Genomic DNA, 14412 nt, shown 5'->3' with positions numbered 1-14412 from the left:
GGTTTACCAGTTTGCAAGTGATGCGTTAAAAATATCTTGTGTCAAACGTTCAAAAATCTCTTCGTAAGCCAATGTTTTTGTTGTACCAGATAATAATTCGCTTCCTGTATAATCATAAAAGAATGAAAAAGATTTTTCAAAATCCTTTTCACTATCCTTTTTATTGTAAAATCTTACTTTTACACCTATGGTTAAGCGGTTTTGAGCAGCTGTACTATTAGCGGTAGCAGTAGTAGGAGAGATTCTATAATTTGTAATATCACCTTCATAAACTAAATCGGCACTAGAATTAACTAGACTTAGACTGGTTTGATCTTGTATTAAATCTTGTAATGCTCTTGTAAAGTCTAGGTCCAATCCTGGATCTATTAAATTGGCTGTGTTTTTAAAATAATTAACTTGAAATGTTTTTGCGGTACCAATATCTGCTCCAGTAAAAGAATACGCGCCACAACCAAATATGGTAAATGATATTAATAGTAATAATATATATTTAAACTGTTTCATTTTAGTTTTTGTTTAGAATTACAACGTGATATTATAAATCAAATTGCTTAATTTTTCTATAAAGTGTACGTTCGCTAATTCCTAATTCTTCGGCAGCTAGCTTCCTTTTGCCTTTATGACGCTCTAAAGATTTTTTGATTAATTCTAACTCTTTGTCATGTAACGATAGCGTTTCTTCTTCCTCAATTTCTTCAGCAAAATGGTACTTGTCTTGTGTATTCTCAGTTTCTATTGTGCTAGGTGGTTGCATTGCATTTTGAGATATTGACAACACTTCCATGTCTTCTACATGCTCATCAAACTCAGTATCGCTATCGTTCTCACCATAGATTTTCTGAATTAAACCTTCGTTTTCTTTCTGTACTTCTTTAGCGTTACCAGTTTTCATTAATTCCATGGTTAGCTTTTTTAGATCGTTTAAATCAGCTTTCATGTCAAATAACACTTTGTATAAAATCTCACGTTCACTTCCAAAATCGCTTTCTGATTTGGTAGTGTTAATTACAGCAGGTAAATTACTACCAACAGGTAAATAACTATGAAGTGTGCTTGCGCTAATGGTTCTGTTTTGTTCTAATACCGAAACCTGTTCTGCAACGTTACGTAGCTGTCTAATATTTCCGCTCCAGCGATATTTTATTAATAATTGTACTGCGTCATCAGTTAATTTTATAGTAGGCATTTTGTACTTTAATGCAAAGTCACTAGCAAATTTTCTGAATAATATATGAATGTCTTCTTGACGCTCTCTTAAAGGCGGTAGGTTAATGTCAACCGTGCTTAATCGGTAAAATAGGTCTTCTCTAAATTTTTCTTTTTTAATAGCGTCAAACATGTGCACGTTTGTAGCTGCAACAATACGCACATTTGTTTTTTGTACTTTACTAGATCCAACCTTAATAAATTCGCCGTTTTCTAAAACTCTTAGTAAACGTACTTGCGTAGTTAAGGGCAGTTCTCCAACTTCATCTAAAAAAATAGTTCCACCATCGGCTACTTCAAAATAACCATTTCTAGTTGCTGTTGCACCAGTAAAGGCTCCTTTTTCATGGCCAAAAAGCTCACTGTCAATAGTTCCTTCTGGTATTGCACCACAGTTTACAGCAATATATTTACCATGTTTTCTGTGAGAGAGTTGATGGATTATTTTTGGAATACTCTCCTTTCCAACACCACTTTCTCCGGTTACTAAAACAGAGATGTCTGTTGGTGCAACTTGCATCGCTTTTTCAATAGAGCGATTTAAAGTTGGACTGTTTCCTATAATCCCGAAACGTTGTTTTATAGATTGTATTGATTCCATGTAAACTCAGAAAGTGTTTAGTTAACGTAATTAAAGGCTTCTTCTTGTACTATTTCAATACCACTTAAAGAAAACACACCACTTCTAGATGTAATTCTGTTAGTGCTATCGTAATTAATCATTAAAGTAACGGTTGTACCTTCTGATGATACAGAGTTCCAGTTGTTACTACCATGAAATTGAACTATTGCTGGCCCAGCTTCGTCTTCGTAATCATCGTCTAAAATTGATAACCAATACTGATCGCTGAATCCATCTTTTAATGGATTTGAAAAACTATCAAATCCGTATGTTGTTGTATTGTTAAATTCTCCAGTTGAAACTACAGAAATACAATTGTCATTAGCATCATAAGTTAATATTTCTGATTGAATAAGTTCTCCAGCTTCAAAAGAAGATTTGTCTATTAATTTACCAGATCCATCCGCAGTATATACAGTAGTGACAGGGTTGCCAGGTTCTGTTTTTGTAATTTGATTATTTAATGTCGTAAAATTAAATGTGTAATCCTCTGCGTTATCATCAAAATCGTCATGTGTTATTTGAGAAATTGTATTGCCTGCAGAGTAAAAGATGTCTGTTTGACTTACTAATGCGCTACCGTCAAAAGTCTGTATTGCTGTAATTTTACCATCTGTATCTCTTATTACAGTTCCAGTAGTAGTAAAAGGAAAGCCAAATGCAATAGTTTCGACGTTTAAAGTGTTTACCTTATTGTCATCATTAAAATTAAAGTCTGAGTTAAGAATAAGTGGCCCGATAAACGGAGCTTCTGTCTCAACATCATAGGTGTAGCTTGCTAATTTTAGTTCGTCCGTAGTGTTTCCAGGAATTGTACCTTCATCGCTATCAAGAGCAGCGAAGTAACCTTCAACAGGCTCGTCATTACAAGCTGTGAATACGCTTAACGATAATAATAAAACTAATACTTTTTTCATGATTCTTAATTATTATTTGATTTTCCAATAGCTTCACCTATTAGTGTTGCTTTTGTACAATCTGTTACAGTTACGTTTACAAAATCTCCAATTTTATACTCGCCTTTAGGAAAAACAGCAACAATGTTCTGTTGTGTGCGTCCAGACCATTCTTGGTTAGATTTTTTAGATTCTTTTTCTACTAACACTTCAACGGTTGTATTTATAAACTGTTTAGTTCTAAACTCGCTATGCTTAAGTTGTAGTGCTATAATTTCGCTAAGTCGTCTACTCTTAGTTTTTTCAGGAACATCATCTTCAAATTTACGTTCTGCTAAGGTTCCTGGTCTTTCAGAATACGTAAACATATAACCAAAATTATATTTTACATACTCCATTAGGCTTAATGTATCTTGGTGGTCTTCTTCAGTTTCTGTTGGAAAACCAGTTATCATATCATGACTTATAACACAATTCGGAATTATTTTTTTGATATTATCAATTAACGTAAAATATTCTTGTCTTGTGTGCAGACGATTCATTGCTTTTAAAATACGATCACTTCCACTTTGTACAGGTAAATGTATGTGATTACAAATATTATCATATTTTGCCATCATTTTTATTACCTCAAGATGCATGTCTTGCGGATTAGATGTGCTAAAACGGATTCTCATCTTTGGTTGTGCAGTAGCACATAGCTCTAAAAGTTTAGAGAAGTCTGTTGCTGTAGCTTTTTCTAGATCAGAAGCTTTGTCAAAATCTTTTTTCATGCCACCACCATACCAAAGGTAGCTGTCTACATTTTGACCTAAAAGTGTTATTTCTTTATAGCCTTTACTCCAAAGATCATTAATTTCTTCTATAATACTTTGTGGATCACGACTACGTTCTCTTCCTCTTGTAAAAGGAACTACGCAAAACGTGCACATATTATCACAACCTCTAGTTATAGATACTAAGGCAGTAACACCATTGGTGTTTAAACGGACAGGGCTGATGTCTCCATACGTTTCTTCTTTGGATAGTACCACGTTTATTGCATCGTGTCCGTCTTCAACTTCTGCAATTAAATTAGGTAAGTCCTTATATGCATCAGGTCCAACAACTAAGTCTACAATTTTTTCTTCTTCTAAAAATTTACTTTTTAAACGTTCTGCCATACACCCTAAAACACCAACCTTCATGTTAGGGTTGATATCTCGTTTTACAGCATTATATTTTTCTAAGCGTTTACGTACAGTTACTTCTGCCTTGTCTCTAATAGAGCAAGTATTAACTAGTACTAAGTCTGCTTCTTCTAGATTTTGTGTTGTATTATAACCTTCGTTTTGCAGTATAGAGGCTACTATTTCGCTATCACTAAAATTCATTGCACAACCATAACTTTCAATAAAAAGCTTTTTTGTGTTTTCTTCGTTTTTAGCTATTACTAATGTTTCGCCTTGTTTGTTTTCGTCTATTGTCTTTTCCATAAATATATTGAAATCACTCATCTCCAATAAGCACGCAAAGATAGGATTATTTTAAAATTATGACAATCTGACAGACCTAAAATTTTAGCTAATACTTATTAAATTAGGATGATAAATTTTTTTTGATATACCTTTGCACTCATAAAAATCGAAGAATGGCGAAGAATTTAGTAATAGTTGAGTCACCTGCAAAAGCAAAAACAATTGAAAAATTTTTAGGAAAAGACTTTAAAGTCGAATCCAGTTTTGGGCATATTTCTGACTTACCATCTAAAGAATTAGGAGTAGATGTAGAAGGAGATTTTGATCCAAAATATGAAGTCTCTTCAGATAAAAAAGCACTAGTAAAAAAATTAAAACAACTTGCCAAGAAAGCCGAAATGGTTTGGCTAGCAAGTGATGAAGATAGGGAAGGAGAGGCTATTGCATGGCATTTAGCAGAATCTCTAGACTTAGATAAAGATAAAACAAAACGTATTGTTTTTCATGAGATTACTAAAGCTGCAATCCAGAAAGCAGTTGAAAACCCAAGACAAATTGATTACGATTTAGTAGATGCACAACAAGCCCGTCGTGTATTAGATAGAATTGTAGGTTATGAGTTGTCTCCGGTATTATGGCGTAAAGTAAAAGGAGGTTTGTCTGCAGGTCGTGTACAATCAGTATCTGTTAGATTAATTGTAGAGCGTGAACGCGACATTCAAAATTTTACACCAGAAGCGTCTTATAGAGTGGATGCTGAATTTTCAAATGAAGCAGGACAGTCTTTTAAAGCTAAATTACCAAAAACATTTTCGACTAAAAAAGAAGCATTAGATTTCTTAGAAAGTAACGCAAGCGCAGATTTTAAAGTAGCAGATTTAACTAAAAAGCCAGCTAAAAAATCTCCTGCAGCACCATTTACTACGTCAACATTACAACAAGAAGCATCACGTAAATTATATTTTTCTGTTAGTAAAACCATGACCATGGCACAACGTTTATACGAAGCCGGTTTGATTACTTATATGAGAACAGATAGTGTTAATTTATCTGATGAAGCTAGAAAAGGAGCAGAGAAAGAAATTGTAGCGGCTTACGGTAAAGAATATAGTAAGGAGCGTAATTTTAAAGGAAAGTCTAAAGGGGCACAAGAGGCTCACGAAGCGATTAGACCAACAGACTTTAAAACACACAGTGTTGATATAGATTACGATCAAGCACGTTTATATGATTTAATTTGGAAACGCGCCATCGCATCGCAAATGAGTGAAGCTCAATTAGAGCGTACAAACGTAAAAATTGAAGCAAACACGCATAACCAAACGTTTACAGCAAATGGAGAGGTTATTAAATTTGATGGATTTTTAAAAGTTTATTTAGAAGGGACAGATGATGAGGATCTAGAGCAAGAAGGAATGCTTCCTGCAATGAAGACTAATGAGACCTTACTAAATAAATATATTACAGCAACGGAGCGTTACAGTCGTGCGCCTTACAGATACACGGAAGCTTCTTTAGTAAAGAAACTAGAAGAGTTAGGTATTGGACGTCCGTCTACTTATGCACCAACAATTTCGACAATTCAAAATAGGAATTATGTAGAAAAAGGTGCTATAGATGGTGTGGAGCGCGAGTATACACAATTAGTATTAGAAGAAAGAACAGTAAAGGATAACATGCTTTCGGAAAAAGTAGGTTCAGATAAAGGTAAGTTAGTACCAACAGATATTGGTATGATTGTTACAGACTTTTTAGTTAACCATTTTGAAAGTATTTTAGATTATAATTTTACCGCAAAGGTAGAAAGTCAGTTTGATGATATTGCCGAAGGTAAAGAAGACTGGAAAAAAATGATGAAAACATTCTATAAGAAGTTTCATCCAGTAGTTGTAGATGTTCAGGAAAATGCAGATAGAGAATCTGGCGAGCGTATTTTAGGTAAAGATCCAAAAACAGGAAAGCAAGTTAGTGTGCGTCTTGGTAAATTTGGTCCTATGGTACAGATGGGAACGGTAGATGATGAAGAAAAACCAACATTTGCAAGTTTAAGTCCTGATCAGCAATTAGGTAGTATTACCTATGAAGAAGCAATGGACTTATTTAAACTACCTAGAACTTTAGGTCAGTATGAAGATGAAGATATTGAGGTGAATAATGGACGTTTTGGACCTTATGTAAAATATGGTAAAAAGTTTGTGTCTTTAGCTCCAGGTCAAGATCCAATAAGTATCGAGCTTAAAGATGCTATTGAGTTGATTAAAGAAAAAGAAATTGCAGACGCGCCAGTATACCATTACAAAGATCATGGTGTAACTAAAGGAAAAGGGCGTTTTGGACCATTTATTAAATGGAACGGTTTGTTTATCAACGTTAATAAAAAATACGATTGGGATACTTTAACTAATGAAGAGATTGAAGAGTTAGTAGATGCTAAAATTCAAAAAGAAATAGATAAGGTTGTCCATAATTGGGAAGAAGAAGGAATCCGTGTTGAAAAAGCACGTTGGGGAAGACATAATATCCTAAAAGGAAAAGTTAAGATAGAATTGGCTAAGACAGTTGATGCAGCAGCTTTAACTTTGGAAGAAGTACAAGATATTATAGAAAAGAAAGCACCTAAAAAGAAAGCAGCTGCAAAGAAGAAAGCACCAGCTAAAAAGAAGGCAGCAACTAAAAAGACGGCTACCAAGAAGCCGGCAGCAAAGAAAAAAACTACAGCAAAAAAGAAGTAATATAAATGAATTTTAATTTTCTATCTCCAGTTTCAGATACTGTTTTAGCGCATAATCAATTATTGTCACCTTTATGTTTAGGTCAAAAAATTAAAATTCATTCTGAGCAACAGGGGATTCCAGATTTAAATAACGTTAAGATTGTTATTCTAGGAGTTTTAGAAAACAGAAATGATATTAATTACATCGGTGAGGATTTTAATTTAAACGAAATTAGAAAATCGCTGTACACATTGTATCCTGGTAATTGGGGTACAAATATTGTAGATTTAGGTGATATTGAAAAGGGAGAGACTGCAGAAGATACTTATTTTGCATTAAAAGAGACATTGACGTTATTGGTTGAGAATAGAATTATTCCAATTATTATAGGAGGTAGTCAAGATCTTACATACTCTGCTTATCGTGCTTATGATAGTTTGATACCAATGGTAAACATTGTTAATGTCGATAAATCCTTTGATTTAGGCGATACGTCTAAGCCGATAAACAACACTAGTTTTGTAGGAAAAATTGTACTAGATCAGCCGTACAACCTATTTAATTATTCGATAGTCGGATATCAGACTTATTTTAATAGCCAAGAGGAAATAGATTTAATGGAACGCCTATATTTCGAATCTTATAGATTGGGAGAGGTGTCTAATGACATTACGTTGGTAGAGCCGGTAATGCGAGATGCTAATATTGTTACCGTTGATTTGGGTGCTTTAAAGGCGTCCGAAGTTAGTTTAAGGCAAAAGGTGTCTCCAAATGGATTGGATGGAAAAGAGATATGTGCAGTAGCGCGTTACGCAGGGATAAGTAATAAGGTTAGTTCATTCGGTATCTATGAATACAAACCATCTCAGGATGATGAGATAACAGCAATGTTAGTATCACAAATGATTTGGTATTTTATAGAAGGTGTTAATTGTAGAGTTAATGATGATGATTTTTCTAAGTCAGAAAATCATCAAAAATTTATTACATTAGCGGAGTCGCATGAATTAATATTTTATAAGAGTACAAAAACAGGACGTTGGTGGATAGAAATACCATTTTTAGCAAATGTTAATAATAAATTAAAAAAACATACGTTATTACCATGCACCCATCAAGATTATTTGGATGCTTGTAATGATATTATCCCAGAAAGATGGTATAAGGCGTATCAAAAAAACAGTGTGTAATCGTTATAGACGAATAGATAAAGTACATTTTAAATCGTTAAAATGTTAAATTTTTACGATTAAATGGGTTTATTTTTGATTAAAAAGTTGTTTTTTAAAAAATATATAAATATGTTTACGCTCTTAAATAATTTAAGAGTTCAAATTAACCTCGAGTTTTCAATGAATATGAAGAAGTTTGTATTATTAACAGCGGTTTTCGCACTATTAGTAAGTTGTGGATCAAAAGACAAAGGTCAGCTAGTAGGTGCTAAAGGAAAAAAATGGCACCCAGAAAAACCTTACGGGATGACATTAGTCCCTGGTGGTGCGTTTATCATGGGTAAAGCAGATGATGATTTAGCAGGAATCCAAGACGCTCCAGCAAAAACAGTTACTGTCGCATCTTTTTACATGGATGAAACGGAAATCACGAATAGTGAGTACCGTCAGTTTGTAGAATGGGTAAGAGATTCAACAATTCGTACTAAGTTAGCAATTTTAGCTGATGAGGTAGGGATGACACCTGCTGATGGTGGTGTTGGAGAGTTTGCATTTAAGGATGCAGATACTACCAATATGTCTGCTTACGAAAAGTACATGATTGATAACTATAGTGGTTTAGGTGAAACAGGTTACGAAGGTAGAAAGCTTAATTACGAAGCTGAGTTACTTTTTGATACCTCAGAATACCCAGATGAATACTATGTTGAGGTTATGGATACGATGTATTTACCTTTAGAAGAATCTTATAATGGACAACGTACTTGGGATGTAACTAAATTCAAGTTCCAGTATACATACATGGATATTTCTAAAGCAGCAAAAAACAAAAACTTAAGACGTAAAGATGTTATAGTTAGAGAAGAAGTAGAGATTTATCCAGATACTACAGCTTGGATTAGAGATTTTGCTTATTCTTATAACGAGCCAATGCATAACGATTATTTCTGGCATGATGCTTACAGTGACTATCCAGTAGTTGGTGTGTCTTGGCAACAAGCTAAAGCGTTTTGTGAGTGGAGAACAAAATATCATAATGATTACAGAAGATCTAGAAAAATCCATAACGTAGGTCGTTATAGATTACCATCTGAAGCACAGTGGGAGTATGCTGCTAGAGGAGGTTTGCAAGCTGCAACTTTCCCTTGGGGTGGACCATATGCTAAAAACGACAGAGGATGTTTTATGGCTAACTTCAAACCTTTACGTGGAGATTATGCCGCAGATCAGTCTTTATATACTGTAGAAGCTGATGCTTATGAGCCAAACGATTTTAACTTATATAACATGGCAGGAAACGTTTCAGAATGGGTAGACTCTTCTTACGATCCGGCATCTTATGAGTATGCATCAACAATTAACCCAAGTGTAAACGATCCTAGTAACAAACGTAAAGTTGTTCGTGGTGGTTCTTGGAAAGATGTTGCTTATTACTTACAAGTAAGTTCAAGAGATTACGAATATTCAGATTCTGCAAGAAGCTATATTGGTTTCAGAACAGTACAAGATTATATGGGAACAGATGTTACTGCTAACGCAAGACAATAATCCTAACAATACTATTAACCTAACTAACAAAAAAAACTTAACAACTAAAACTTAGAAATTATGGCACAAAAGAAATTTTCAACAATGAACATGGTGTATGGAATTGGAGCAGCAATTGTAATTATTGGAGCTTTATTTAAAATTCAACACTGGCCTTATGGTTCTGAAATTTTAACTCTTGGTATGATCGTAGAAGCAATTGTATTTATGATTTCAGCTTTCGAAAAGCAAGGCGGCGATTTAGATTGGTCATTAGTGTATCCTGAATTAGCAGGAGGTGCTTCTTTAGGAGCTAAAAAATCTAAAGAAGAGCCAAAAGATGCTGAAGGTTTATTATCTAAAAAATTAGACAACTTATTAAAAGACGCAAAAATAGATGGTGAATTAATGGCTAGCTTAGGCGAAAGCATTAAAAACTTCGAAGGAGCTGCAAAAGGAATTTCTCCTACTGTAGATTCTATGGCTGCAACTAAAAAATATGGTGAAGAAATGACATTAGCTGCTGCTCAAATGGAGTCTTTAAATAGTCTTTATAAAGTACAGATGGAAAGCGCTAGTCGTCAAGCATCAATTAACGAAGAAGCTGTTGAAAATGCAGGTAAATTAAAAGAGCAAATGCAATCTTTAGCGTCTAACTTATCTTCTTTAAATGGAGTATATGGTGGAATGTTATCTGCAATGAACAAAAACTAATTAGTGATTAATATCAACTAATATTAACAACTAAAACTAATTAGAAATGGCAGGAGGAAAACAGTCCGCAAGACAAAAAATGATTAACTTGATGTACTTAGTATTTATTGCAATGATTGCAATGAATATGTCAAAAGAAGTATTATCAGCATTCGGTTTAATGAATGCAAAGTTAATAGACAACAACCAATCAGCAGATGTGCGTAATGCACAATTTATGCAAGGTTTAGCAGATAAAGTGTCTGAACAACCAGCAAAGTATAAACCTTTAAAAGATCAAGCAGATCAAATTACTACTTTGGGATCTAATCTAAGTACTTACTTAGAAGGTTTAAAAGGTGAAATGATGTCTACTGTAAAAGATCCAAGTAACTATCAAACTATGGATGGTACAGCTTGGTTAGATCAAAAATTCTTTAATGGAGATAAAATTACTCCAGCAGGAAATGAGTTTGTAGCAAAAATTGCAGATTATAGAAATGGTGTTAAAGCGGTATTAGCAAATAATCCAGATCTTAAAGATATTGCAGCAGATGTTGAAAAGAAATTTGCTACAGATAAAGTAACTAACAATGATGGTAAAAATCTAGAATGGATAGATTACCACTATAAAGGTTATCCTTTAGTAGCTTCTATGACTAAAATGACGCAATTACAGTCTGATATTAAAACAACAGAAGCAGAGATGTTATCTTCTATGTTAGCTGGAAAGCTTAAAGTAGAAGCATCTTTAACAAACTTTGAAGCAATTGTAGTAGCTGATAAAACAGCTTTCTTTAACGGAGAGCAGTTTACGGGTAAGATTGTTTTAGGAAAAAAAGATGAAACATTACGTGCTGATAAAGTAATTGTAAATGGTAAGGAATTAGGTGCTGATGCAATGAAAGCTGGAGAAACACTTTTAAAGTTTCCTGCAGGTAGAGTTGGTGAGCAAAAAATTTCTGGAGAGTTTCAATTTAAAGAAGGAGATTCTATCATTACATTACCATTCTCAAGTTCTTATGCAGTAATTCCTAAGCCTAATGCAGCAACTATTTCTGCAGACAAAATGAATGTAGTATACAGAGGGGTTTCTAACCCAATGACTATCTCTTTTGCAGGTGTACCGGATAATAAAGTAAATGCATCAGGTTCTGGATTAACATCTAGAGGTGGTGGTAAGTATACAATGACACCTGGAACAGGTAAAGAAGTAACTATTAACGTTACAGGAACATTACCTGATGGTTCTAAAGTGTCAGACAATGCTAAGTTTAGAATTAAAGATATTCCAAAACCTTCTGGTACTATTGCTGGGAAGTCTGAAGGATCTTTACCTAGAAATAACATTGAAATTGGAACAATTAAAGCAGAATTAGAAGATTTTGATTTTGATTTACCATTAACAGTAACATCATTTAAAATCAAGATACCTGGACAGGCAACTGTTAACGTATCTGGTAACAAATTAAATGGTCAAGCTAAAGCTGCTTTAAGAAAAGCAAGACGTGGAGATGCTGTTCAAATATTTGATATTAAATCGAAGTCTTCAGGAGGACCAAGAATTAAGCCAGCAAGTCCAATAGCTATTGAAGTAGCTAACTAATCAAATTATTTGATTAATAAAATATTAAAAAACAATTTTCAGATGAATTATAAATCTTTATTAGCAGTTGTATTCGGAGTGTGTTTTGCTTCTCAATCAGTTGCGCAATCTAATATTCTTAATGCTAAATCTCCATCAGAGATAGGTGTTAGAACAGCAGAACAAAAAGCGTTGGATAATGACAAACCTTTAGAATATGGTTATGTTGATGATAGAGATATTATGTTTGCTAAAATGACTTGGGAAAAAGTTATTTTGGACGAGCGTGTAAACTTTCCTTTATACTATCCTGTGGATACAAATAATATTGGAAGCGAAAGACGTTCTTTATTTGATGTATTGACTAAGGCTATTGATGAAGGTAAGATTGAAAACGTTTATAACGATTCTTATTTTACTGGAAGACGTACTAAAAGTGAATTAGCTCAAATTAGAACAGCTGTAGATACTATGGATATTGGATATGATCAGTTAAATGCTGATGGATATGTAGATCCAGAATATATTACAACTACAACTATTTCGTCTTACGATGTTTCTGCTTATTTAATTAAAGGTCTTTGGTATTTTGATAAGCGCCAAGGGGAATTAAAGTACAGGTTATTAGGTTTAGCTCCTGCTGCACCAGATGTTAACTATGTTAACTCTAATGATGAAGCAAACAAAGAGCCTATTCCTTTATTCTGGATTTTCTTTCCAGACGCAAGAGATGTATTGCATGAAGCAAAAGCGTTTAATGCTAAGAATAGTGCTATGCCATTCTCATTTGATCACATTTTAAACTCTAGACGTTTTAATAGTGTTATCTATAAAGAGGAAAATGTATTTGGAGATCGTAAGGTTGAAGAGTATGTGGCAGAAAATGCATTAATGCAGTTAATGGAGTCTGAAAGAATTAAAGAAAAAATTAGAAACTTTGAGTTAGACATGTGGTCTTACTAAAAGAATCAAGTTTAAAATATTTAAAAAACGCTCACTATTATAGTGAGCGTTTTTTTTGTTTTATTACAGTAATGAAATATCCGTTTAGATAGTATATTTTTGTAATATGAATGTAGATTATATAATTGTAGGTTGTGGTTTAGCGGGTATTTCTTTTTGTGAAAAACTTAAAGAACAAGATAAAACATTTGTTGTTTTTGATGATAGTTCGCAGCAGTCGTCAATTGTTGCAGGTGGATTATATAACCCTGTAACGCTAAAACGTTTTACGCCAGTTTGGAAAAGTGAAACACAATTAGAAGTTGCTTTACCAGTTTATAAAAAATTGGAAGATAAGTTAGGTGTTAGTCTTGATTATAAAATACCTGTCAAACGTAGATTTACCTCTTTAGAAGAACAGAATAATTGGTTTGCAGCTTCAGATAAAGTGGGGTTAAAACCATTTTTAAACACGTCTTTATTTGACAATGCTAATCCTAAAATTAATGCAGATTTTAAATTAGGTGAAGTTTTGCAAACAGGAAGATTAGATACAAAACAATTAAGCGAAAGCTATAAAGGTTACCTTTTAGAACATAATTTATTAGTAACAGATAGCTTTAATTATGCAGACTTAGTTATCGAAGATAGCAGTGTTATTTACAAAACTATTACTGCTAAACATATTGTTTTTGCAGAAGGATTTGGTATAAAACAAAACCCCTTTTTTAAAGATTTACCTTTAGGTGGTACAAAAGGGCAACTCTTAACTATCCATGCGCCAGATTTAAAACTAGACTACGTATTAAAATCAAGTGTATTTGTTATTCCTTTAGGTGATGATATGTATCGAGTAGGTTCTACTTACGAGCAAAAAGACAAAACAAATACAATTACTCAGGAGGCTAAGGATATGCTGTTAGACAAGCTAAAAACATTTGTAGATTGCGATTTCCAAGTGGTTAGTCAAGTAGCGGGTGTCAGACCAACAGTAAAAGATAGAAAACCTTTAGTAGGAAGACATCAAAGCAATCAAAATGTGTATTTGTTTAATGGTTTAGGATCAAGAGGCGTTATGATTGCTCCGTTTGTGGCCAATCAGTTATTTGATTTTATAGAAAAAAATGTACCACTTGATCAAGAAATTGATTGTAGCCGTTTTTTCTAATTAGTAGTTTTCTTCTTCGCTTTAGCAGCCAATACTTTGTCATAGCTCATAAAAATATTAATCCAAATATTTCTAGAAAGTCTTACTATTATCGGATAGAATACAATTAATGTGACAACAATGGCAATAAATGCAATATTAGGTGTACTTCCCAAAAAGAAATAACTAATAATAAAAGCAGCAACTGCAAACGCAATACCTACGCCATAACTAACATACATAGAGCCGTAAAAGAAAGAGGGTTCAATCTTATATTTAGTATTACAATGGCTACAACGCTCGTGCATACTAAAAAGTTGACTAACGTGATATGGGTTGGTATCGGTATACATAGATTCCTCATGACACTTCGGACAAACGCCTGTAAAAATTGAGTATAATCTAGAGCCTTTTTTAAACATAATAAATGTGTACTTTTGCAATTCAA

General features: G+C 33.5%; 12 protein-coding genes. 7 read left to right on the top strand and 5 right to left on the bottom strand.

Features of this window, described 5'->3' with window-relative positions:
* Positions 1-3 precede the first annotated feature (3 nt).
* From CXF54_RS13905 to miaB, 4 genes are read right to left on the bottom strand one after another with little or no spacing between them, the layout of a single operon-like run.
* Positions 4-507, bottom strand: a complete 504-nt coding sequence (locus CXF54_RS13905; protein ID WP_090837684.1) for an LptE family protein — start codon at positions 505-507, stop codon at positions 4-6.
* 31 nt (positions 508-538) lie between these two features.
* Positions 539-1810, bottom strand: coding sequence for a sigma-54 interaction domain-containing protein (locus CXF54_RS13900; protein WP_090837682.1), 1272 nt, complete (start codon positions 1808-1810; stop codon positions 539-541).
* A 17-nt stretch (positions 1811-1827) separates the two neighbouring features.
* On the bottom strand, positions 1828-2748 hold the full coding sequence (locus tag CXF54_RS13895; RefSeq protein WP_101203976.1) for a hypothetical protein: 921 nt from the start codon (positions 2746-2748) through the stop codon (positions 1828-1830).
* Positions 2749-2753: 5 nt separating this feature from the next.
* Entirely contained in the window at positions 2754-4202 is a 1449-nt protein-coding gene (miaB, locus tag CXF54_RS13890; RefSeq protein WP_090837679.1) for a tRNA (N6-isopentenyl adenosine(37)-C2)-methylthiotransferase MiaB, read from the bottom strand.
* Between the two features lie 155 nt (positions 4203-4357).
* On the opposite strand from miaB, the gene topA reads away from it, so the two are divergent.
* The 7 genes from topA to CXF54_RS13855 all read left to right on the top strand — a co-directional run bounded on the left by topA (position 4358) and on the right by CXF54_RS13855 (position 13985).
* The gene (gene topA / locus CXF54_RS13885; protein WP_101203975.1) at positions 4358-6916 is read left to right on the top strand and encodes a type I DNA topoisomerase; all 2559 of its coding nucleotides are present in this window, start codon (positions 4358-4360) and stop codon (positions 6914-6916) included.
* 5 nt (positions 6917-6921) lie between these two features.
* Positions 6922-8088, top strand: coding sequence for a formimidoylglutamase (locus CXF54_RS13880; protein ID WP_101203974.1), 1167 nt, complete (start codon positions 6922-6924; stop codon positions 8086-8088).
* Between the two features lie 162 nt (positions 8089-8250).
* The gene (gene gldK / locus CXF54_RS13875) at positions 8251-9618 is read left to right on the top strand and encodes a gliding motility lipoprotein GldK (protein WP_090838327.1); all 1368 of its coding nucleotides are present in this window, start codon (positions 8251-8253) and stop codon (positions 9616-9618) included.
* 60 nt (positions 9619-9678) lie between these two features.
* Positions 9679-10311, top strand: coding sequence for a gliding motility protein GldL (gldL, locus tag CXF54_RS13870; protein WP_090837674.1), 633 nt, complete (start codon positions 9679-9681; stop codon positions 10309-10311).
* 46 nt (positions 10312-10357) lie between these two features.
* On the top strand, positions 10358-11896 hold the full coding sequence (gldM, locus tag CXF54_RS13865; protein ID WP_090837671.1) for a gliding motility protein GldM: 1539 nt from the start codon (positions 10358-10360) through the stop codon (positions 11894-11896).
* Between the two features lie 42 nt (positions 11897-11938).
* Positions 11939-12838: a gliding motility protein GldN gene (gene gldN / locus CXF54_RS13860; RefSeq protein WP_090837668.1), complete on the top strand. Its 900-nt coding sequence runs from the start codon at positions 11939-11941 to the stop codon at positions 12836-12838.
* 106 nt (positions 12839-12944) lie between these two features.
* Complete coding sequence (locus CXF54_RS13855) at positions 12945-13985, top strand: NAD(P)/FAD-dependent oxidoreductase (RefSeq protein ID WP_101203973.1); 1041 nt, start codon at positions 12945-12947, stop codon at positions 13983-13985.
* On the opposite strand, the gene CXF54_RS13850 is transcribed toward CXF54_RS13855, so the two are convergent.
* Positions 13982-14386, bottom strand: coding sequence for a DUF983 domain-containing protein (locus CXF54_RS13850; RefSeq protein ID WP_090837664.1), 405 nt, complete (start codon positions 14384-14386; stop codon positions 13982-13984). The genes CXF54_RS13855 and CXF54_RS13850 overlap by 4 nt on opposite strands.
* Positions 14387-14412 lie beyond the last annotated feature (26 nt).

It is taken from the genome of Olleya sp. 1-3 (genome assembly GCF_002836085.1).
Taxonomy (GTDB): Bacteria; Bacteroidota; Bacteroidia; order Flavobacteriales; family Flavobacteriaceae; genus Olleya; species Olleya namhaensis.
Note: the sequence above shows the minus strand (reverse complement) of the source record. Positions and strands in the feature narration are given on the sequence as shown.

What these genes read in the sequence shown, in the direction of transcription:
- CXF54_RS13855 (WP_101203973.1), top strand. Translation starts at nt 12,945, where the DNA reads ATGAATGTAGATTATATAATTGTAGGTTGTGGTTTAGCGGGTATTTCT.
- CXF54_RS13880 (WP_101203974.1), top strand. Translation starts at nt 6,922, where the DNA reads ATGAATTTTAATTTTCTATCTCCAGTTTCAGATACTGTTTTAGCGCAT.
- CXF54_RS13895 (WP_101203976.1), bottom strand. Translation starts at nt 2,748, where the DNA reads ATGAAAAAAGTATTAGTTTTATTATTATCGTTAAGCGTATTCACAGCT.
- CXF54_RS13850 (WP_090837664.1), bottom strand. Translation starts at nt 14,386, where the DNA reads ATGTTTAAAAAAGGCTCTAGATTATACTCAATTTTTACAGGCGTTTGT.
- miaB (WP_090837679.1), bottom strand. Translation starts at nt 4,202, where the DNA reads ATGGAAAAGACAATAGACGAAAACAAACAAGGCGAAACATTAGTAATA.
- gldM (WP_090837671.1), top strand. Translation starts at nt 10,358, where the DNA reads ATGGCAGGAGGAAAACAGTCCGCAAGACAAAAAATGATTAACTTGATG.
- CXF54_RS13905 (WP_090837684.1), bottom strand. Translation starts at nt 507, where the DNA reads ATGAAACAGTTTAAATATATATTATTACTATTAATATCATTTACCATA.
- gldN (WP_090837668.1), top strand. Translation starts at nt 11,939, where the DNA reads ATGAATTATAAATCTTTATTAGCAGTTGTATTCGGAGTGTGTTTTGCT.
- CXF54_RS13900 (WP_090837682.1), bottom strand. Translation starts at nt 1,810, where the DNA reads ATGGAATCAATACAATCTATAAAACAACGTTTCGGGATTATAGGAAAC.
- gldL (WP_090837674.1), top strand. Translation starts at nt 9,679, where the DNA reads ATGGCACAAAAGAAATTTTCAACAATGAACATGGTGTATGGAATTGGA.
- topA (WP_101203975.1), top strand. Translation starts at nt 4,358, where the DNA reads ATGGCGAAGAATTTAGTAATAGTTGAGTCACCTGCAAAAGCAAAAACA.
- gldK (WP_090838327.1), top strand. Translation starts at nt 8,251, where the DNA reads ATGAATATGAAGAAGTTTGTATTATTAACAGCGGTTTTCGCACTATTA.